The following is a 19,865-nucleotide window of genomic DNA, read 5'->3' as shown; positions in this document are numbered from 1 at the left end:
CGTCCGAGGTCACGCGCGCGGGTCGCGCAGCCCTTCCATCGCGGCGACGAGGGTCGCGTGGACGTACTCGAGCGCGGGGGTCGTGAACGTCTCCCACGACTCCTCCGCCGTCGTCCCGCCGGTGTCGTGGTCGGCTGAGCCGGTGTCGTCGACGTCGCCCCACCCCGTGCGCGCCGGGTCGTGCTGGTACACCCACCACAGATTCCCGAACGGGTCGGCGAAGCGCGCGAGGATGTCGCCGAAGAAGTCGGTGGGCTCCGTGACGACCCGGGCGCCGCAGGCGCGGGCGCGGGCGATCGTCGCCGCGGCGTCGTGCACGTAGACGCGGGTGAGCGCCGGCGTCCACGGCCACCCGGGCTTGCGGTCCGCGACGGTGAGCGTCGAGTCACCGACGAGCAGCTCGGAGTGCAGGACGAGGCCGTCGGCGTCGAGCGTGCGCGCCTCGTGCACCTCGTGCGCGTCGAGCACGTCGACGAGGAACGCCAGGAGCCCGACGGCGTCGTGGGTGCAGACGAACGGATTGACGGAGTTCGAGCCGGCGGGCGCGGGCGGGACTGCGGGAGTGCTCGGGGTCGGCGGCATGATGCCCTCCCGAGGTCGGTCGATGGGTCGCCGGCCACGGTCGCACCGGTAGCGGTCACGTCGTGGCCGCTACCGTCGCGGCCGAGCCGCGCTCTCTCGACTCGACGGCGGGCGGGCTGGCCCCGTAGCGGGACGCGAGTGCGACGGCACGCTCGCGCAGCGCGTCGCGCAGCTCCGGCGGTGCGAGGGCCTCGGCGTCCGTGCCGTGCTGCCAGACCGCCCACACGGCGTGCCGCAGGTCCTGGAAGGTCGCCTCGACGAGGATCCGGCCGTCGTCGGCCGCCTCCTCGGCGGGGACGGCGAGCGCGGTGCTGACGAGCTCCTCGCGGCGGTCCGCGCGCACCACGACCCGCGCGGTCACCTGGTCGCCGCTGGCCCGGAACTGGGCGCTGCGCTCGCGCCAGAGGTGCTCGAGGTCGACGCCGTCCGGCCGCTCGGCGGGGTCGGGCAGCGCCTCGGCGGCGAGGACGCGCGAGAGCCGGTAGGTGCGGTCCGCGCCCGACGCGGTGGCGAGGAGGTAGCCCGTGCCGCGCACCGTGACGAGGCCGAGGGGGTCGACCGTGCGCCACGACGGGTCGCGCCCGGCCGCGGCGTAACGCAGCCGCAGGCGGCGCCCGTCGAGGACCGCGCGCCGGACCTCCGCCATGACGTCCGCGGGGACCTCCTCCACGACCTCGCGGCGCGAGAGCAGGTCGGAGTCCGGTTCGACGAGGATGCGCCGGGCGGCGTCGCTCGCGGCGGTGCGGTGGGTCTCGGGCAGGGCGTCGGCCACCTTGCGCACGGCGGACGCGAGGGCGGGCCCGAGGCCGAACGCCCGGGCGTCGCGCGCGGCCGCGGCGGTCAGCACGGCCAGCGCCTCGTCGTGGGTGAGGCCGGTGAGCTCCGTCCGGAACCCGGGGAGCAGCGCGAACCCGCCGTGACGCCCGCGTTCCGCGTAGACCGGGACGCCGGCGGCGGACAGGGCCTCGACGTCGCGCAGCACGGTGCGCGTGGAGACCTCGAGCTCGCGGGCGAGCGTCGCGGCGGACGTCCGGCCGCGCTGGCGCAGCAGCAGGACGAGCGAGACGAGGCGGTCGGCGCGCACAGGAGGAACGTATCGGATACATGACACTCGGTGTCGTGATTCGTCGCCAGGCTCGTCGGCACGGGCGTCGAGGACGTCGGCGGACGAGCCGACGGGCGCGCGGGAAGGACGACACGAAGGAGACGACGTGGCGGTCGGACGAACGGCGGTCGACCCGGTGACCTGGTCCCTGGACCTGGGCTTCCACCAGGGGGTGGTCGTGTCCGGGCACACCCGGACCGTGTGGTGCTCGGGGCAGACGGCGACGGGACCCGACGGAGCACCTCGGCACGACGGTGACATGGCGGCGCAGCTCGCGCTGAGCCTCGACAACGTGGAGGCCGTGCTCGGCGAGGCGGGCACGACGTGGGCGGACGTCGTCCGGCTCACCGTCTACACCACCGACGTTGACGAGCTGCTCCGGCACTACGGGGTGCTCGCGGCGCGGCTGGGAGGGGCGGGCGCGGCCCCGCCGACGACGATGCTGGGCGTGACGCGCCTGGCGATCGCCGGGCAGATGGTCGAGCTCGAGGCGACCGCGGTCGCCTGACGCGGTGCCCGGCGTCGTCGGGGCGGTCGGGCGCGGCGTCGCCCGGGTCAGCCCTCGACCGCCTCGAGCTCCGCGACGAGCGTGCTGTGCTCGGCGTCGTGCCGGACGGCGGCGCCGAGCACCGCGGCGCGTCGCGCGTAGGCGGGGTCCTCGAGCACGCGGCGGACCGCGCGTGCGACCTGGTCGGTCGAGGCCGTGCGCCGGAGCGCGACGCCCGCGCCGCGCAGGGTGACGCGCACGGCGTTGTCGCCCTGGTCGCGCCCGTGCGGCAGCACGACGACGGGCATGTCCGCGGCGAGGGCCTTGAGGAGCGTCCCGTGCCCGCCGTGCGTGACGACGAGCGCCGCCTCGCGCAGCACGGCGCGGTGCGGCGCGGACGCGACGACGGAGACGTTCGGCGCGCCCGGCACGGCGCCGGGGTCGAGGCTCGGCCCGGTCGTGACGACGCCGCGGACGGGGAGCGTCGCGAGCGCGGCGACGGCGCGCCGCAGGAGCGCGGCCTGGTCCTGGAACGTGGACGACAGCGCGACGAGGACGAGCGGGTCGTCGCCCGGGGGCGCGCTCCACGGGGCGTCGTCGGCCCAGGCGGGGTCGTCGAGCACCGGCCCCACGTAGCGTGCGTTCGGCGGGAGCGGGCCGGGGAGGTCGAACGCGGGGCTCGTCATGACGAGCTGGCGGCGCGCGGCGCCGAGCTGCTCCCACGACCGGTCGAGGGGCGCGAGCCCGAGGTCGGCGCGGAGGGCGTTGAGACCGTCGCGCGTGTACCGGTCGAACACGCGCGTCGACAGCGCGGTGACCGCCCGGTCGCGCACACGGCCGAGGGGTCCGCGGGCGGGCTTCAGCCCGGCCCCGAACGGCGTCCGGCCCGGTGCGGGCAGCGCGTAGACGTTGGGGACGAGCACGTCGAACGGGATGCCGCGCGACTGCGCCGCGGCCATGGCGCCGAACGCGAAGACCGACGTGACGACGAGGTCGGGCCGCTCGTCGTCGACGGCCGCGAGCACGTCGCGGGCGTAGCGGGGTGCGGGCCCGGCGATCAGGCGGTCGCCCAGGTCGCGTGCCTGCGCGAGCAGGCTCGGCGCCTCCCAGTCCCGCAGGGGGTCGTTCGCGGGGTCGCGGTCGGGCCGGTTCGGCGCGGTGTGCCACGGCACGAACGTCGCGCCCGTGGCGCGCACCTCGGGAGCCATCGAGTCCTCGGCGAGCACCCGGGCGCGGTGGCCCCGCTCCACGAGCCGACGGGCGGCCCCCACCTCCGGCGGGACCGTCCCTCCGCCGTCGGTCAGGGCGAAGAGGTACGTGCGAGGCATGAGCCGAGCCCTCCCCGTCGTTCCGCGGGCCGATCGGGCGAAGCCCGTCCGTGGACCACGCTAGCCCTGAGCCTGCTCCGCGACGCGGCCCGGACGACCCGGATTCGCGTCGGTCGCGGGCCGGATCGCGTAGCCGAGGCTGCGGAGCACCTCGTCGAGCCCTTCGAGAGCACCGCGGTGACCCCACGCGCGTGAGCCCACGAGCCCCTGGACGGCGACTTCGAGGTGGGCGTCACCGCGCGTGAGCCGGAGCGTCAACAGCTCCTCCACGTCGTGGAGGTCGAGGGCCACGAGCTCGACGGCGAGGTCCTCGCGCTCCATCCGGAGGAGAAGGGTCGGTGGGTCCGCGGTGCTCCAGAGATCCACCTCGTCACGGCGGACGACGAGTAGGCACGGCATGTGCCGCTCGCGCTGCTTCGGCGGGATCTGTTCGAGCAGAGCCCTGGAGCGACGGACCGGGAGGACGCGGGCGACCGTCGCTCCGGGGTTGGCGGCGACGGCCCGGCCGAGCTCGCGTCGGATCCGTGACCGCACGACGACCCCTACGACGATGACCGTGGCGACGACCGCGGCGCCGGTCCACAGGAGGCTCGCGACGGTGAGCGCGGCGCGGTCATGGAGCCGCAGGATCTGCGGGGTGACCAGCGCGGCGGCCCCGAGCAGCGCGGCGAGGACGGAGACGACCGTCGTCCCCAGTCCCGCTTGTAAGCCCGTCGTCGTCCCATGGCCCGCCTCGTCGTCGTTCGCATCCAACCCTAGATCTGCTAGGGTCGGTACCCCTAGAACAACTAGGCATAGGAGTGCCATGCGTATCGACAAGGACCTCGTGGCCGCGTCGGCCACGCCGCTCGTGCTCGGGATCCTCGCGGACGGCGAGTCGTACGGCTACGCGATCCTCAAGCGCGTGGACGAGCTCTCGGGCGGCCGCATGCAGTGGACCGACGGCATGCTCTACCCGCTGCTGCACCGCCTGGAGCGGCTCGGGCTCGTCGAGGCGTCGTGGGGCACGTCCGACGTCGGCCGACGCCGCAAGCACTACGCCATCACCGCTGCGGGGCGCGAGGCGCTCGTCGAGCGCCAGGCCCAGTGGGACGTCGTCGCGCACGCGCTCCAGCAGGTGTGGCGCTCCGCCCAGGACGGGCTGCAGAGCCCGCCGCGCGTCGCGAAGGGGTGGGCCTGATGGCACCCGGCACGACGGCACCCGACGCCGCGAGCCCCGGCCCGCACGCCGCGCTCGAGGCGCAGATCGACCAGTGGCGCGGGTACGTCCGCCGCCGTGAGGCGATCTCCACGGCGGACGTCGACGAGATGGAGGACCACCTGCGCGAGCGCGTCGAGGACCTGCGCGCGACGGGCCTCGACGACGACGAGGCGTTCCTCGTCGCCGTGAAGCGCATGGGCACGCTCGACGACCTGTCGCGCGAGTTCGCGCAGGAGCACTCCGAGCGGCTGTGGAAGCAGCTCGTGCTCGTGGGCGAGCAGCCCGCGGGCCGCACGCGCTCGTGGCGCGAGCTCGCCGTCGTGCTCGGCCTCGCCGCGGGCGCCGGCGTCGCGACGAAGATCGCGACGAGCGTCCTCGACGAGGACGTCGTGGCGCTCAACGCGGCGCTCCTCGTGCTGCCGTTCCTCACGGCCTACCTCGCGTGGAAGCGCCAGGTCACGGCGCGCGTGGTCGGGGCGCTCGTCGCGCCGTTCGTCGCGCTGGGCCTCGTCCTCAACCTCTACCCGTTCGAGCCCACGGGCTCGACCCTCGTCCTCGCGGTCCTCGCGGCGCCCGCCGTGGTGTGGGCCGTCGTCGGTGTCGCGTACGTGGGCGGGCGGTGGCGCTCGGACGCGCGACGCATGGACTTCGTGCGGTTCACGGGCGAGCTCGCCCGTGTACTACACGCTCATCGCGATCGGGGGCGGCGTCCTGCTCGGCCTGACGACCGTGACCTTCTCGCTCGCCGGCGTCGACCTCGAGCCCTACCTGGACACCTGGATCCTGCCCCTGTGCGTCCCGGCCGCGCTCATCGTGGCCGCGTGGCTCGTCGAGGCCAAGCAGAACGTCGTCGAGAACATCGCGCCCGTCCTCACGCGCGTGTTCACCCCGCTGACGCTCGTCATGCTGCTCGCCGCGTTCGTCGTCCTCGCGACCGCGGGCGACCTCGCGGACGTCGACCGCGAGCTGCTCATCCTCATGGACGCGATCCTCGTGCTCGTCCTGTGCCTGCTCCTGTACTCGGTGTCGGCGCGCGACCCGCTCGCGCCGCCGTCGTTCTTCGACGGCCTCCAGGTGCTGCTCGTCGTCGCGGCGCTCGCGGTCGACGCGGTCGCGCTCACGGCGATGCTCACGCGCATCGCGGAGTTCGGGCTGAGCCCCAACAAGACCGCGGCGCTCGGGCTCAACCTGCTCCTGCTCGTCCACCTCGCGTGGTCGGCCGTCCTCGCGACGGCGTTCCTGCGCGGACGGCGCCCGCTCGCCGACCTCGTCGCGTGGCAGACCCGGTTCCTGCCCGCCTACGCCGGGTGGGCGGTCCTCGTCGCCGTCGTCTTCCCGCCCGTGTTCGGCTTCGTCTGAGAAGCGCGTGCCGCGGCCGCGTCGTCAGGCGCGGCGCGGCCGCCCCTCGGGCACGACGAGCGGCGTGCCCGTCACCGGGTCGGGGATGATCCGGCACGGGAGCCCGAACACGTCCTCGACGAGCGCGGCCGTCACGACGTCGCCCGGCGCGCCCTCGGCGACGATCGCGCCGTCCTTCATCGCGATGAGGTGCGTCGCGTACCGGCACGCGTGGTTGAGGTCGTGCAGCACGGCGACGAGCGTGTGCCCGCGGTCGCGGTTGAGGTCCGTGCACAGCTCGAGCAGCTCGATCTGGTGCGCGATGTCGAGGAACGTCGTCGGCTCGTCGAGCAGGAGGATCGGCGTCTCCTGAGCGAGCACCATCGCGACCCACACGCGCTGGCGCTGCCCGCCGGACAGCTCGTCGACGAGGCGGTCCGCGAGCCCGGTCGTCCCGGTCGCCGCGAGCGCGCCGAGCACGGCGGCCTCGTCCTCGCGCGACCACTGCCGCAGCAGCGTCTGGTGCGGGTAGCGCCCGCGCGCGACGAGGTCCGCGACGGTGATGCCCTCGGGCGCGATCGACGACTGCGGCAGGAGCCCCAGGCGCCGCGCGACCTCCTTCGCGGGGATCGACGAGATCGAGCGGCCGTCGAGCACGACCTGGCCGCGCGACGGCTTGAGCAGGCGCGACAGCGCGCGCAGGAGCGTCGACTTGCCGCACGCGTTCGGCCCGACGATCACGGTGAACGAGCCGTCGGGGATGCTCACGTCGAGGCCGCGCGCGATGACGCGGTCGTCGTAGCCGACGGTGATGCCGTCCGCGTGCAGGCGGTCGGCGCGCGGGGCGGCGTCGGTGACGGGAGCGTCGGCGGGCGTCCCCGCGAGGGAGCTGGGTGGCACCGGGGTCCTTCCGGTCTGCGGGTTCGTGGTCACTTCCGGGCCTCGCGCACGAGGAGCCACACGAGGTAGACGCCGCCGAGGCTCACGGTCACGACGCCCACGGGGAGCTGGGTGGGCGCGAACGCGCGCTGCGCGACGAGGTCGCTCGCGGCGAGCAGCACGGCTCCCATGGCGGCGGCGGGGAGGAGGCGCACGCCCGGCGCGCCCGTGAGGCGTCGCGCGAGCTGCGGCGCGGCGAGCGCGACGAACGCGATGGGTCCGGCCGCGGCCGTGGCGAGGGCCGTGAGCGCGACGCCGACGACGACGAGCGCGAGCCGCACCCGCTCGGTGCGCAGGCCGAGGGCGGTCGCGGCGTCGTCCCCGAGCTCGAGCAGCCCCATGCGCGGCGCGAGCCACGCGAGCGGGAGCACGAGGAGGACGGCGAGCACGCTCGCGGGCGCCGCCTGCGCCCACGTCGCGCCGTGGAGCGACCCGGCGCCCCACACCGCGGCCGCCATCGCGGTCTCGAGGTCGGCCGTGACGACGAGCCACTGGTTGACGGACGCGAGCATCGCGGACACGGCGATGCCCACGACGACGAGGCGGAACCCCTGGACCCCGCGCCGGTACGCGAGCAGGTACACGGCGGCGGCGGTGAGGACGCCCCCGACGAGCGCGCCCGCCGCGACGCCCGCGTACCCGCCGCCGACCACGAGGATCACGACGAGCGCGCCCGTGTAGGCGCCGGTGCTGAACCCGATGACGTCGGGGCTGCCGAGCGGGTTGCGGGTGATCGACTGGAAGATCGCGCCGCTCGTGCCGAGCGCCGCGCCGAGCACGAGAGCGAGGAGGGCGCGCGGCAGGCGCCACTCCACGACGACGAGGCGCACCGGTCCGTCCGCGGCGCCCACGAGCGCGTCGAGCACCTGCGGCACGCTGAGCGGGTAGTCGCCCGTCGTCAGCGCGACGACGCCGAGCGCGAGCCCGACGAGCGCGAGCGCCGCGCACACCGCGAGCGTCCGCACGTCGAGCCGGAGGCTCACGCGCCCGCCGAGCGCCCGGACGACGCGCGTGGGGCGGCCGAAGCCGCGGCGGCGCCCTCCGCCGTCGGGCACGCCCGGGCTCGTGGGCACCGGGTCCCGGACGGGCGCGCTCACAGCCCGCTCGCCGAGGAGCGGCGCACGAGCGCGACGAGCACGGGGGCGCCGACGAACGCCGTGACGATGCCGACCTGCAGCTCGCCCGGCGAGACGACCACCCGCCCGACGACGTCGGACACGAGCAGCAGGACGGGCGCGAGCACCGCCGCGTACGGCAGGATCCAGCGCTGGTCGGGCCCGACGGCCCACCGCGCGACGTGCGGAACCATGAGGCCGACGAACGCGATCGGCCCCGCCGCCGCGGTCGCCGCGCCGCACAGGAGCATCACGGCGACCCCGACGAGCACGCGCGTGCGCCCCACGTGGGCCCCGAGCGAGCGCGCGAGGTCGTCGCCGAGCGCGACGCTGTTGAGGGGGCGCGCGACGACCACGGCGAGGACGAGCCCGGCGAGGACGAACGGCGCGATCGTCGCGGCCGTCTCCGTGGTGCGTCCCGCGAGCGAGCCGGCGGTCCAGAAGCGCAGGCGGTCGAACGCGGCCGGGTCGAGCAGGGTGACGCCCTGCGACAGCCCGGTGAGCACGGCGCCGAGCGCGACGCCGGCGAGCGTGAGGCGCACGGGCGTCGCTCCCCCGCGCCCCTGCGACCCGATCGCGTACACCGCGACCGTCGCGACGACTGCGCCCAGGAACGCGAACCAGACGAACGACCCGACGTCGGTGAGCCCGAGCAGCGCGACGGCGAGCACGACGGCGAACGCGGCGCCGGCGTTGACGCCGAGGATGCCCGGGTCCGCGAGCGGGTTGCGCGTCATCGCCTGGATGAGCGCACCGGCGACGCCGAGCGCGGTCCCGACGAGCAGACCGACGAGCGTGCGCGGCACGCGCAGGTCGCGCACGACCACGTGGTCGCTCGACCCGTCGTACGCGGTGAGGGCGTCCCACACCGTGCCGAGCGGGACCGGCTTCGACCCGACCACGAGGCTCAGCACGACCGCGAGGACGAGGGCCACGAGGGCGACGACGAGCCCGAGGCCGCGCCGCGCGTTCGTGCGCGCGACCCCTGCCGGGCGGTCGTCGCGGCCGGTCACGCCGTCAGCGGCACCGGCCGGTGCGTCGGCGGTCGCGGACGGGGTCATGGTGCTCGGATCTGGTCGAGGGGCGGTCGCCCGGAGGGCGTGGTGAGGCAACCCTCACCTTATACGCGGCGCCCGCGGGGGGTTGCCCGTCCGGGACCGCCGTGTGCGAGAGTGGCCGCATGACCTCGCACGTTCCCGTGGCCCCCGACCACGTCGTCACCGTCGACGACGAGGGACGCCGGACCGGCACCTTCGAGCGCGCCGCGGTCCACACGACCGAGACGCCGCTGCACCTCGCCTTCTCCTGCTACGTGCTCGACGACGCCGGGCGCCTGCTCCTCACGCGGCGCGCGCTCGTCAAGCGCACGTGGCCGGGTGTCTGGACCAACTCGTTCTGCGGGCACCCGCGGTGGACGGAGACGACCGAGGAGTCGATCGTCCGGCACGGGCGCCACGAGCTCGGCCTGGAGATCGCCGACCTCGAGGTCGCCGTGCCCGGGTTCCGCTACCGCGCGGTCGACGCGTCGGGCGTCGTCGAGAACGAGATCTGCCCCGTGTACACCGCGCGCGCCGCGGGGCCGGTCGAGCCGAACCCCGACGAGGTCGTCGAGGTCGCGTGGGCCGACCCGCAGGACGTCGCGCGCGCGGTCGCCGCGACCCCGTGGGCGTTCAGCCCGTGGATGGTGCTGCAGGTCGGGGCCCTCGCGGTCGCCACGCCGACCGGTGGCGGCGCGACGGCCCGCCTGGCCGCGGCGTTCGGGACCGCGACGGTCTGACGCGGGGGCGACCCGGCGCCGTCGTCCCCCGCGGACCCGCAGGGCGGGTCAGCGCGCCGGCTGCCGGGCTCGCGCGCTGCGGAAGCGCTCGGGGATCGCGAGGCGGTCCGCCCCCTGCGGCGAGACCGGCACGGGCTGCGCGGGCAGCGCGCGCGCCTCGACGTGCTCCGCCCCGGGCACCCCGGCCGCACGCGCCGCGTCGCCGAGCGCGCGGACGACCTGCTCCTGACGGCGCGGGTCGCGCGCGGAGAACACCCAGAGGTCCACGGCCGACGCCGTCCCGAGGTCGACGTGCTCGCCCCGCGCCCGGGCCTGGCGCAGGGCTCGCGGCGCCACGCCGACGAACGTCACCGCGCGCCGCGACCACAGCACGGTGCGCGACGCCGTGGAGACGCCGCGGTCCGCGAGCAGGAGGCCGAGGGTGCGCTGGCTCGCGACGACGGCCCGCACCGACGTCACGTCGAGCGCGGCGAACGGCACCGCCACCGGGCGCTGGAACGGGGCGAACGACCCGACGAGGATCCCGTGGTCCAGCACGACGAGCTTCTCCGACGCGAGGAACCACAGGATCACGGCGGCGATCGCCACGAACGACGGCAGCAGGTACCCGATCGCGCCGACGCCGGCGTTGCCCACGAGCGCGGGGCCCACCGAGAACACGAGCACGAGGACGACGACGACCGTCCACGCGGGCGCGTTGGGCGTCGAGGCCGACACGTGGCGCACCGCCCCGAGGCCCGACGCCGCCGCGTGGTGACGCACCTTGCGCGTGGCGCGCGCGCCCGTCGGCGCCGCGGGAGCCGCCGCGCCGCTCATCGACCCAGGAGCTCGACCGGGAGCCGGCGCACGGTGGCCGCCCCGACCTCGGAGAGCGTGAGCGTCGTCGGGGCGCCGTCGGCACCGTGCTCGCCGCCCCGGACCACGTAGACGCCGTCGGGCGTCGCGTACACGCTGACCTGCACGAGCACGTCGGAACCGGCGTGCACCGCGCCGAGCGTCGTCACGGCGAGGGCCCCGGCGAGCTCGGGCAGCTCGGGCGCCCGGGCGGAGAACTCCTCGGTCGTGAACGTCTGCGTGCGGCCGTCCAGGAGCGCCTTGCCGCCCGGGTCGAGGAACACCGCGAGCCGCCCGGCGAGCTCGGCGAGCGGGTAGACGCTGAAGGCGTGGTGGCCGCTCGGCGCGACCTCCTCCTCGAGCACGCGGTCGTCCTCGTGGAGGTAGACGTAGACCCAGTGCCGGCCGAGGGCCGTGGTGCGCTCCGCGGAGAGGATGGCGGTCGCGGTGCGACGCAGCACGAGCGGTCCGGTGATCTCGGGGACCGCCTCGATGCCGACGGCCGGGCGCTCGTCGCCGGAGCCGGCGGCCGCGGGCTCGCCGCCCGTGTTCTCGGCGGGCACGACGAGGCCGCGCGCGAGCAGCGAGCGGAGCGCGACGCGGCCCACGAGCGCGCGGTCGGCGCCCTCCTGCGCGTCGAGCCACGGCACGGCGACGATCTGCGGGTTCTGGAGCCCGTCGAGGATGACGATCTCCTCGTCCGTGAGCGTCACGACGTGGGTGACCTCCCCCGCGGTCGCGCGCTCCAGCGTGCGCTCCGCCGCGGCGATGTCGGACGCGGACCAGCGCATGGTCTCCTGGGTCACGAGAAGAGCCCTCCGATGAAGTCACCGGCGGCGGAGAGCCCGTCGCCGATCGCGTCCCCGACGTCGGACACGGCGTTCCCGATCGTATCGGCCGCGCTGCTCGCGAAGTCGGTGACGTGCCCCCAGCCGTCCGCGAGGTACGGACCCGGGTTCGAGACGAAGCCCGTGATCGAGTCCCAGTTGTCGACGACGAGGTTCCCGAGCGCCCACGCGCCCGCGACGACGCCCGCGCCGACGACGACGCCGATGCCCACGGGGTTGGTCAGCATGCCGGCCATCATGAGCATCGTCCCCGCGCCGCCGACGACCGACAGGCCGCCCATGACGCGGTCGACGCCCCCGCGCCAGCCGTCGTACTGGGTGTTGAACATCTGGTTGACGCCGCCGATGACGCCGAACAGCCCGCCGACGCCGCCCGCGATGCGTCCCGCGGTGCCGAGGCCCCCGAGCAGTCCCATCGCGTCGTCGAGCACCATGCCACGCGCGAAGACCGACGCGCTCGCCGCGGCGTCGGACAGGTCGGCGAGGCGGCTGGCCTGGAGGAACGCGGTGAGCGACTGGCCCACCTTCCACGTCTTCCACCCGGCGAGGCCGAACGAGATCGCGCCCCACGCGGTCTCGCCGACGTCCCAGATCGAGCCGTCGAGCGGGTCGTCGCGGCCGAGCGGTCCGCCCCCGGGACCCGTGGGCACGCCCGGGCCGGGCACGCCGGGTGACGGGATGCTGCCGCCCTCGGTGCTCGTCATGAACTGCTCGTCGGCGTTGCGCAGCACCGCCTCGGACGCCTGGGAGAGCGTCTGGCTCACCCCGCGCAGCAGCGCGACCGACGTGCCCGTCCACTCGCTGCGGAACTGGTCGGCGTCGCCGCCCTGCCAGCGCCCTGCCGCCTCCACGAGCCCGCTCACCTCGGACGTCGTGCTCACGAGCTGGTCCGACGCGGACTGCAGCGACCGCGCCAGCCTCCTCAGCTCGGTGACGTCCGCGCCCCACATACCGCTCACGCCGTGTGCCGTCCCCTCGTCCCTCGAAGTCCCCTGCCCCGGCCGGCGTCGTCGACGACGCACGGTTCGGGCATCCGGGAGGCTACCGCGCGGGCCGTCGCGCGAGCGATGGGGAGCACTCCCCGTCCCGTCCCGGCGGTCGCGGCGCGCGCGGTCGAGGTCGGCGCCCCGGCGGGTGACAATCGACGCATGCCTGCCGCGGTACCCGACACCCCCGCCACGTCCGACCGGACGGCCGCCGTGCCCGTCCCCGCGCGGGACGCGCCGTTCGAGGAGCACGTGGCGTGGGCGCGCTCGGTGCCCGTCGTGGGTCTCGACCTGGCGCCCGTCGAGGGCCGCGTCGTCGAGGACCCGCTGCCGTGGGACTACGCCGCGCTCGCGCGCGAGCTCGTCGCGAGCGGGCGCGGTCCGGTGCTCGACCTGGGGACGGGCGGCGGCGAGCTCCTGTCGACCCTCGCGCCGTTCCCGGCGGGCTCGGCCGCGACCGAGGGGCGCCCGTCCAACCTGCCGGTGGCCCGGCGTCGGCTCGAGCCCCTGGGCGTGGACGTGCGCCCGGTCGAGAGCGACGACGACGAGCAGCTCCTGCCGTTCTTCGACGGGCAGTTCGCGGTCGTGCTCGACCGGCACGAGGAGTTCGACCCGGACGAGGTCCTGCGCGTGCTCGAGCCGGGCGGGGTGTTCCTCACCGAGCAGGCCGACTCGCGCGACGGGGTGCGCCTCAGCACGGCGCTCGGCGCCCCGCTGCCGTGGGACCCGGACTCCGTGACGCTCGGCGCCGCCGTCGAGGTGCTGCGCGACGCCGGGTTCGTCGTCGACGTCGCGCGCGAGCACGAGGGGCTGCGCCGCTTCCGGGACCTGTCCTCCGTGCTCTGGTACCTCAGGCTCGTCGCGTGGCAGGTGCCCGACCTCGCGTCCCTGTCCCCCGAGGCGGTCGCGCGGTACGAGGCGCCGCTGCGCGCGCTGCACCTGCACCTCGCGGCGGGCCACGAGTTCGTCGACGAGGCGCCGCGCTTCCTCGTCGTGGCGCGCAAGCCCTTCTGACCGGGCCGCCCGCTCGGCGGGGCGACCCGGTCGCGCCGGCGTCGTGTCGGCGCCGGGCGGGGCGGGCGGAATCAGGCGCGGGGCGGCGCGGTCGAGTCGCGGACCACGAGCTCGTGGTCGGTGCGCCGGCGCCGCGGACGCGCCGACGGCGGCCGCAGCGCCATCTCGAACGCCGCGGCACCCATCTCGCTCATGGGCAGCCGCACCGTGGTGAGGGCCGGCGCGAGGTCCTGCGCGACCTGGATGTCGTCGAACCCCGTGACGGACAGGTCGCGCGGGACGACGATGCCGCGCTCGCGCAGCAGCGACAGCACGCCCGTGGCCATCGCGTCGTTGAGCGCGAGGATCGCCGTCGTCTCGGGGCGCTCCGCGAGGATGCGCGCGGTGGCGTCGCGACCTCCCTCGCGCGTGAACGGCGCGTGCACCACGAGGAGGTCGTCGGGGTCGAGCCCGTGCGCGGCGACGGCGCTGCGCACGCCCGCCGTGCGGTCGGCGACGGTCGTCAGGCGCTCGGGGCCCGCCGCGACGGCGAGACGGCGGTGCCCGAGCGCCAGGACGTGCGCGGTGATGCTCGCGGCGGCGGCCTCGTTGTCGGGGAGCACGGCGTCGCTGTGCAGGTGGTGGCGTCCGATGACGGCGACGCGCCCGCCGGACTCCTGGAACGCCTCGAGCTCGCGCGCGGCGTCTGACTCCATCGCGGGCTCGACGTACCCGGACCCGGCGACGAGGATCGCGCCGACGCGGTGCGCGCGCATGAGGCGGATCTGCGTGACCTCGGCGCTGGGCTCGCGCTCGGTGTGGCTGATCTGCACGCTCCACCCGTGCTCGGTCGCGACGCGCACGACGCCGCTCGCGATCTCGGAGAAGTACGGGTCGCCGATCTCGTAGACGAGCAGGCCCGCGACGGACGTGGTGCCGCCGGCGAGCGTGCGCGCATGCGGGTTGGCGATGTAGCCCATCTCGGCCGCGACCTCGCGCACGTGCTCGGCGAGCACCTCCGAGACGCCGTCGCTGCCCGACAGCGCGCGCGACGCGGTGGCGAGCGAGACGCCGGCCCGCTCGGCGACGTCGACCAGGCGCAGCGCGCTGCGTCCCCTCGTGGTCCGGCCCTCTCGACGCACCCGTGCTCCACTCCTTCGTGCGTCGCCCGGTCGGCGGCCCGAGAGCCCTCCCCGACGTGACGCTTGCCACATCCGCTGCCCGCACCGTACTCTAGCGGAAGCGCTTACGAAAGCGCTTTCGCAAAGCAGCGGTCTCGTACGGCGCAGTACGACCTCAGGTCTTCACTACGACGAAGTAGGGAGAGTCACGTCCATGCATTCTCGGTCGACTCCACGGATGTCCACCCGCACCCCGTCCCGGCGTGCGCTCGCGCTCGCGGCCGGGGCGACCGCGACCGCGCTCGTCCTCACGGCGTGCTCCGGAGGGTCCGACGGCGAGGGCGGGGGCGGCGGGTCCGACGACCCGATCGTCATCGGCATCTCCCTCCCGCTCACCGGCGACTTCTCCGAGCCCGGCAAGGGCGTCCAGCGCGGCTACGAGGCCTGGGCGCAGTTCGTCAACGAGGACGGCGGCCTCCTCGGACGGCAGGTCGAGCTCAAGATCCTCGACGACCAGTCCAACGCCGACCGCGTCGTGCAGGACTACGAGGCGCTCATCGCCCAGGACGAGGTCGACCTCGTGTTCGGGCCGTTCTCCACGCGCCTCGTCGTGCCCAGCGCCCGCGTCGCGCAGGAGTACGGGATGCTCTTCGTCGAGCCGGCCGGCGCCGCCGCCGAGGTGTTCGAGCAGGGCTTCGACAACCTCTTCTACGCGGCCCCCGCGGTCGCGGACGACCACTACAACTACCTCGCCGACCACATCCTCGCGATGCCCGAGGGCGAGCGCCCGCAGACGGTCGCCGTCGCCGCGATGGACGACCCGTTCGCCCAGGGCACCGCCTACGGCCTGCGCGACAAGCTCGCCGACGCAGGGCTCGACGTCGTCGTCGACGAGGTCTACCCGCCCAACACGACCGACTTCTCGTCCATCGCCGCGAAGATCAGCGACTCCGGCGCGGACATGGTCATCGGCGGCACGCAGTACCAGGACGCGGTCAACCTCATCGTGGCGCTGCAGCAGCTCGACTACCAGCCCACGCTCGCCGCGTTCTCGACCGCACCGACCAACCCCGAGTTCGCCGCGGCGATCGGCTCGAAGACCGAGGGCATCCTGTCGCCCACCGGGTACACCGAGACCGCGAGCTGGCCGTCGAACGTCGAGTTCGTCGAGCGTTACACCGAGCTCCACGGCAACCCGCCCGGCGAGGACGAGGCCAACGCGTACACGACCGGCCAGGTCGTCGCCGCCGCCGTCGAGGCCGTGGGCTGCGCCGAGCAGGGCGAGTGCCAGCAGGAGCTCGTCGACTGGCTGCGCTCCAACGAGGTCGAGACCGTCGTCGGCCCGCTGACCTGGGACGAGACGGGCAAGCCCCAGGGCGCCCACCTCATCCAGCAGTACGTGGACGGCGAGATCCAGATCGTCCTGCCGGAGGACGCCCAGGAGGCCGATTTCGTCTTCCCCAAGCCGGCCTGGTGATCGCCTCGTGACGGGAACGCTCCTCTTCCAGAGCCTCGTGCTCGGCGTGCTGCTGGGAGGGCTCTACGCCCTCCTGGCAGCGGGCCTCACCCTGTACTTCGGCGTGATGCGCGTCGTGATGATCGCCCACTCGGCGTTCCTCATCCTCGCCGCGTACCTCGCCTGGTTCTTCAACCAGCAGACCGGGATGGACCCGCTGCTGTCGCTCGTCATCACCGTGCCGCTGTTCTTCCTCGTCGGCGTGGGCATGCAGCGCCTGCTCATCACGCGCCTGCGGGCGGCGACCCTGACGATGATGTCCGTCCTGCTGACGTTCGCCGTCGCGCTCTTCATCGAGGGCATGATCGGCTTCGTCTGGAGCGGCACGCAGCGGCGCATCCAGCTCCCGTACTCGGGCGCGAGCATCGAGTTCTTCGGGGCGCGGATCGCCGTCGTCAAGCTCGTCGCGTTCGGCCTCGCGGCGCTCTCGCTCGCGCTGCTCTACCTGCTCATGAAGCACAGCCGGTTCGGGCAGGCGCTGCGCGCCACGATCCAGCACCGCGAGGCCGCGCAGCTCGTCGGCATCAAGACCGACCGCGTCGCCGGGTACGGGTTCGGCCTCGGCCTCGCGACCGCCGCGATCGGCGGGACCGCGCTGTCGCTCGACGCGACGATCTACCCGTCGCTGCACTGGCACTGGATCGGCCCGCTCATGGCGATCATCGTGGTCGGCGGCCTGGGGTCCATCCCGGGCGCCGCGATCGCCGCCATGGTGCTCGGCATCGGCCAGAGCCTGCTCCAGGTGCCGCTCGGCACCACGTGGGCGCAGACCATCTTCTACGTCGCGCTGTTCGCGACGCTGATGCTGCGGCCCCAGGGATTCTTCGGAGGTCGCCTTGCCCAACGCTTCTGACACCCGACCCGCGAGCCGCCGCGCGGCCGCCCGCCCGGTGCCCGACGGCGCAGGCACGGCCGCCGCTCCCGCCGCACCTCCCGCACGGCGCCCGTGGGGCCGCGTGGCCCGCCTCGCGGCGCTCGTCGTCCTGGCCGTCGTGGTCCTGGCCTTCCCGACCGCGGCTCCCAACGCCTACATCCTGTCCGCCGGCATCGTCGTGCTCAGCTACGCGTGCACCGCGACCGCCTGGAACTTCATGGGCGGGTTCACCGGCTACGTCTCGCTCGGCCACGCCGCGTTCTTCGGGCTCGGCGCCTACGGGACGGGCCTGCTCATCCGCGACCTCGGGCTCCCGAGCTTCGTCGCGTGGCTCGCGGCCGGCGCGATCGTGCTGCTCGTGACGATCCCCGTCGGGATCGCCGCGCTGCGCGTGCGCGGCGCGTCGTTCGTCATCGTGTCGATCTCGTTCGTCCTCATCCTGCTGCTCGTGTTCCAGGCGTGGGGCACGTTCACGGGCGGCTCCGACGGCCTCGTCGTGCCGCGCCCGTTCCCGGACATGCTGCGGCCCGAGCACCACCGCACGTTCTTCTACCTGTTCGCGGCGCTGCTCGCGGTCATGCTCGTCGCGTGGTGGGCGATCGACCGCTCGCGGTTCGGCACCGGCCTCAAGGCCGTGCGCGAGGACGAGGACAAGGCCCAGGCGCTCGGCGTCCCGACGCGCAACTACAAGCTCGTCGCCTACGTCGTCTCCGCGACCTTCACCGGCCTCGCGGGCGGCATGTACGCGCTGTGGTTCGGCGACCTGGACCCGATCTTCCAGTTCTCCATCATGCTCGGCGCCTACATGGTGCTCATGGCGCTGCTCGGCGGCGTCCGGCACCTGTTCGGCCCGCTTCTCGGCGCCGTCATCGTCGGCACCGGTCTCGAGTACTTCAAGCTCGAGTTCGGCGACACCCAGTTCCACCTCGTCGCCACCGCCCTGCTGCTCGGCGTCGTGGTCCTCTTCATGCCCGACGGCATCATCCCCGCGGCCCAGGCGCTCGTGAAGCGCTTCGGCCCGCAGGACTCCTCGATCCGCGAGATGACGGCGGCCGAGCTCCTCGAGCGCAACCGCGCCGCCGCCCCCGCCACGACGGAGGGCGACCCGACCGCGGAGCCGACGACCGCCGTCGGGCAGGAGGGACGGCACGCCGAGGGCGAGACGACCACCGAGGGCCCGGGAGAGGGCGAGGGGCCGCGTCGTGGCGGGCCTGGCGGGAGCTCGCGAGGAACGAGCGAGCGGATGGAAGACGCGGCCCCTCGTCCTCGGACGGGCCCGGAGGAGGACCGATGACCACGACCATGCACCAGACGACGCGCAACCTGGAGACGGTCGGCCTCACCAAGTCGTTCGGCGGCGTCCACGCCGTCCGCGACGCGACGGTCACGTTCCAGCACGGCAAGATCAACGCGCTCATCGGGCCGAACGGCTCGGGCAAGACGACCTTCTTCAACTGTGTGACGGGCATGATCAAGCCGGACTCCGGCACGGTCACGTTCCGCGGCGAGGACATCACGCGCCGGGCGCCCCACAAGATCGCGCGCGCCGGGATCGGGCGGAGCTTCCAGCTCTGCCGCGTGTTCCCCCGCATGACCGTGCTCGAGAACATGCTCGTCGCGGTCCGGCGCACGAAGGTGCGCGAGCTGCTCGCCGGGGCGCGCAACCCGGAGGAGATCGACAAGGCGCGCGCGCTGCTCGTGCGCGTCGGCATCGACCACCTCGAGAACGTCGAGGCGCGCAACCTGTCCTACGGGCAGCAGAAGCTGCTCGAGCTCGCGGGCGTGCTCATGGGCGACCCGGACACGATCATGCTCGACGAGCCCGCGGGCGGCGTGAACCCCGCCCTCATCGGGCGCATCGGGACGCTCGTGCAGGAGCTCAACGCGGAGGGGCGCACGTTCCTCGTCGTCGAGCACAACATGGACATGGTCATGAGCCTGTCCCACCACGTCATCGTGTTCGACCGGGGCCGGCCGATCGCCGAGGGGACCCCCGCCGTCGTGCAGTCCGACCCGCGAGTCCTGGAGGCTTACCTTGGTGTCTGACCCGACCCCCGGAGCGGGGGCGACGCAGGAGTACCTCCTCGAGCTGGACGACGTCCAGGCCGGGTACGGACGCGCGGCGATGGTGCTGCGCGGCCTGACGATCCGCGTGCCGGCCGCGACGGTCGTGTGCCTCGTCGGGCCGAACGGCGCCGGCAAGTCGACGGTGCTCAAGGTCGCGAGCGGGCTGCTCAAGCCGCGCTCGGGCCGCATCCTCGTCGGCGGGCGCGACGTCACGGGCCAGGGGCCGCAGGAGATGCTGCAGTCCGGCCTCGCGCACGTGCTCCAGGGCCACAGCGTGTTCCGCGAGATGACCGTCGCGGAGAACGTGCTCCTCGGCGCGTACACCCTGCGCGACAAGCAGAAGATCGCGGAGCGCGTCGCGTTCGTGCAGAACCTCTTCCCCATCGTGGGCGAGCGGTGGAAGCAGCTCGCGGGCCTGCTGTCCGGCGGGCAGCAGAAGCAGGTCGAGTTCGCGCGCTCGCTCATGGTGAGCCCGGACGTCGTGCTGCTCGACGAGCCGTCGATGGGCCTCGACCCCAAGACGACGTCGACCGTGTTCGAGCAGGTCGTGCGCATGCGCGACGCGGGCGTCGCGGTCCTGCTCGTCGAGCAGAACGCGCGCCGCGCGCTCGAGACGGCCGACATCGGCTGCGTGCTCGACCTCGGGCGCGTGCACATCACCGGGCCCGCGCCCGAGCTCCTCGCCGACCCCCAGCTCTCCGAGCTCTACCTCGGCGGCCGCCCCGCCGAGCGCTCGCTCTCGCAGAACGGATGA

At 74.6% G+C, this 19,865-nt stretch carries 21 protein-coding genes and 1 pseudogene; 11 read left to right on the top strand and 11 right to left on the bottom strand.

The genetic code is table 11. From position 1 onward, the window contains the following. Positions 1–9 precede the first annotated feature (9 nt). Together GJV82_RS04960 and GJV82_RS04955 are read right to left on the bottom strand one after the other, a co-directional pair. On the bottom strand, positions 10–582 hold the full coding sequence (locus GJV82_RS04960; protein ID WP_155098452.1) for a VOC family protein: 573 nt from the start codon (positions 580–582) through the stop codon (positions 10–12). Between the two features lie 55 nt (positions 583–637). Beyond that, complete coding sequence (locus tag GJV82_RS04955; protein ID WP_318657290.1) at positions 638–1,666, bottom strand: helix-turn-helix transcriptional regulator; 1,029 nt, start codon at positions 1,664–1,666, stop codon at positions 638–640. A 127-nt stretch (positions 1,667–1,793) separates the two neighbouring features. Here GJV82_RS04955 and GJV82_RS04950 point away from each other — a divergent pair, with 127 nt between their 5' ends. Continuing rightward, positions 1,794–2,195 carry a RidA family protein gene (locus GJV82_RS04950; RefSeq protein WP_318657289.1) on the top strand — a complete coding sequence of 134 codons (402 nt, stop codon included), beginning with the start codon at positions 1,794–1,796 and terminating at the stop codon, positions 2,193–2,195. Between the two features lie 47 nt (positions 2,196–2,242). Here GJV82_RS04950 and GJV82_RS04945 read toward each other — a convergent pair whose 3' ends face one another. After that, complete coding sequence (locus GJV82_RS04945) at positions 2,243–3,502, bottom strand: glycosyltransferase (protein ID WP_155098451.1); 1,260 nt, start codon at positions 3,500–3,502, stop codon at positions 2,243–2,245. Positions 3,503–3,562: 60 nt separating this feature from the next. Further along, a complete protein-coding gene (locus GJV82_RS04940) occupies positions 3,563–4,345 on the bottom strand; it encodes a hypothetical protein (protein ID WP_155098450.1) in 783 nt (260 codons plus the stop codon). Between GJV82_RS04940 and GJV82_RS04935 the strand changes: the two genes are divergently transcribed. The 3 genes and pseudogenes from GJV82_RS04935 (at position 4,308) to GJV82_RS20655 (ending at position 6,062) form a co-directional block, all read left to right on the top strand. Beyond that, complete coding sequence (locus GJV82_RS04935; RefSeq protein ID WP_155098449.1) at positions 4,308–4,682, top strand: PadR family transcriptional regulator; 375 nt, start codon at positions 4,308–4,310, stop codon at positions 4,680–4,682. The genes GJV82_RS04940 and GJV82_RS04935 overlap by 38 nt on opposite strands. After that, a pseudogene (locus tag GJV82_RS20660) lies at positions 4,682–4,870 on the top strand (hypothetical protein); the annotation flags it as partial. The gene GJV82_RS04935 and the pseudogene GJV82_RS20660, both read left to right, overlap by 1 nt. Positions 4,871–5,378: 508 nt before the next feature. After that, a complete protein-coding gene (locus GJV82_RS20655) occupies positions 5,379–6,062 on the top strand; it encodes a hypothetical protein (protein WP_318657288.1) in 684 nt (227 codons plus the stop codon). Between the two features lie 24 nt (positions 6,063–6,086). On the opposite strand, the gene GJV82_RS04925 is transcribed toward GJV82_RS20655, so the two are convergent. The 3 genes from GJV82_RS04925 to GJV82_RS04915 are packed head-to-tail and all read right to left on the bottom strand — an operon-like array spanning position 6,087 to position 9,156. Next, the gene (locus GJV82_RS04925) at positions 6,087–6,941 is read right to left on the bottom strand and encodes an ABC transporter ATP-binding protein (RefSeq protein ID WP_024841616.1); all 855 of its coding nucleotides are present in this window, start codon (positions 6,939–6,941) and stop codon (positions 6,087–6,089) included. Between the two features lie 29 nt (positions 6,942–6,970). Then, a complete protein-coding gene (locus GJV82_RS04920; protein WP_404812923.1) occupies positions 6,971–8,077 on the bottom strand; it encodes a FecCD family ABC transporter permease in 1,107 nt (368 codons plus the stop codon). Continuing rightward, the gene (locus GJV82_RS04915) at positions 8,074–9,156 is read right to left on the bottom strand and encodes an iron chelate uptake ABC transporter family permease subunit (RefSeq protein ID WP_155098448.1); all 1,083 of its coding nucleotides are present in this window, start codon (positions 9,154–9,156) and stop codon (positions 8,074–8,076) included. Before GJV82_RS04915 ends, GJV82_RS04920 begins: the two co-directional genes overlap by 4 nt. Positions 9,157–9,275: 119 nt before the next feature. Between GJV82_RS04915 and idi the strand changes: the two genes are divergently transcribed. After that, positions 9,276–9,872 carry an isopentenyl-diphosphate Delta-isomerase gene (gene idi / locus GJV82_RS04910; protein ID WP_155098447.1) on the top strand — a complete coding sequence of 199 codons (597 nt, stop codon included), beginning with the start codon at positions 9,276–9,278 and terminating at the stop codon, positions 9,870–9,872. Between the two features lie 48 nt (positions 9,873–9,920). Here idi and GJV82_RS04905 read toward each other — a convergent pair whose 3' ends face one another. Genes GJV82_RS04905 through GJV82_RS04895 form a run of 3 tightly spaced genes read right to left on the bottom strand, consistent with a single transcriptional unit; the run spans position 9,921 to position 12,513 of the window. Beyond that, entirely contained in the window at positions 9,921–10,688 is a 768-nt protein-coding gene (locus GJV82_RS04905) for a hypothetical protein (protein WP_155098446.1), read from the bottom strand. Continuing rightward, the gene (locus GJV82_RS04900; RefSeq protein WP_155098445.1) at positions 10,685–11,512 is read right to left on the bottom strand and encodes a hypothetical protein; all 828 of its coding nucleotides are present in this window, start codon (positions 11,510–11,512) and stop codon (positions 10,685–10,687) included. The genes GJV82_RS04905 and GJV82_RS04900 overlap by 4 nt, the downstream gene beginning before the upstream one ends. Further along, the gene (locus GJV82_RS04895) at positions 11,509–12,513 is read right to left on the bottom strand and encodes a WXG100 family type VII secretion target (RefSeq protein ID WP_143314427.1); all 1,005 of its coding nucleotides are present in this window, start codon (positions 12,511–12,513) and stop codon (positions 11,509–11,511) included. Before GJV82_RS04895 ends, GJV82_RS04900 begins: the two co-directional genes overlap by 4 nt. Positions 12,514–12,702: 189 nt before the next feature. Here GJV82_RS04895 and GJV82_RS04890 point away from each other — a divergent pair, with 189 nt between their 5' ends. Then, the gene (locus GJV82_RS04890; RefSeq protein ID WP_155098444.1) at positions 12,703–13,554 is read left to right on the top strand and encodes a class I SAM-dependent methyltransferase; all 852 of its coding nucleotides are present in this window, start codon (positions 12,703–12,705) and stop codon (positions 13,552–13,554) included. A 71-nt stretch (positions 13,555–13,625) separates the two neighbouring features. On the opposite strand, the gene GJV82_RS04885 is transcribed toward GJV82_RS04890, so the two are convergent. Next, positions 13,626–14,675 carry a LacI family DNA-binding transcriptional regulator gene (locus GJV82_RS04885; protein WP_318657287.1) on the bottom strand — a complete coding sequence of 350 codons (1,050 nt, stop codon included), beginning with the start codon at positions 14,673–14,675 and terminating at the stop codon, positions 13,626–13,628. Positions 14,676–14,892: 217 nt separating this feature from the next. Here GJV82_RS04885 and GJV82_RS04880 point away from each other — a divergent pair, with 217 nt between their 5' ends. Genes GJV82_RS04880 through GJV82_RS04860 form a run of 5 tightly spaced genes read left to right on the top strand, consistent with a single transcriptional unit; the run spans position 14,893 to position 19,865 of the window. Continuing rightward, the gene (locus GJV82_RS04880; protein ID WP_024841625.1) at positions 14,893–16,131 is read left to right on the top strand and encodes an amino acid ABC transporter substrate-binding protein; all 1,239 of its coding nucleotides are present in this window, start codon (positions 14,893–14,895) and stop codon (positions 16,129–16,131) included. A 7-nt stretch (positions 16,132–16,138) separates the two neighbouring features. Next, positions 16,139–17,023: a branched-chain amino acid ABC transporter permease gene (locus GJV82_RS04875; protein ID WP_318657286.1), complete on the top strand. Its 885-nt coding sequence runs from the start codon at positions 16,139–16,141 to the stop codon at positions 17,021–17,023. Then, positions 17,007–18,338, top strand: a complete 1,332-nt coding sequence (locus GJV82_RS04870) for a branched-chain amino acid ABC transporter permease (RefSeq protein ID WP_225873100.1) — start codon at positions 17,007–17,009, stop codon at positions 18,336–18,338. The genes GJV82_RS04875 and GJV82_RS04870 overlap by 17 nt, the downstream gene beginning before the upstream one ends. Next, the gene (locus GJV82_RS04865; RefSeq protein WP_024841628.1) at positions 18,335–19,090 is read left to right on the top strand and encodes an ABC transporter ATP-binding protein; all 756 of its coding nucleotides are present in this window, start codon (positions 18,335–18,337) and stop codon (positions 19,088–19,090) included. The genes GJV82_RS04870 and GJV82_RS04865 overlap by 4 nt, the downstream gene beginning before the upstream one ends. Then, complete coding sequence (locus GJV82_RS04860; RefSeq protein WP_024841629.1) at positions 19,083–19,865, top strand: ABC transporter ATP-binding protein; 783 nt, start codon at positions 19,083–19,085, stop codon at positions 19,863–19,865. Before GJV82_RS04865 ends, GJV82_RS04860 begins: the two co-directional genes overlap by 8 nt.

It is taken from the genome of Cellulosimicrobium composti (assembly GCF_009711085.1).
GTDB lineage: Bacteria > Actinomycetota > Actinomycetes > Actinomycetales > Cellulomonadaceae > Cellulosimicrobium > Cellulosimicrobium composti.
This window is presented reverse-complemented; position numbering and strand designations above follow the sequence as displayed.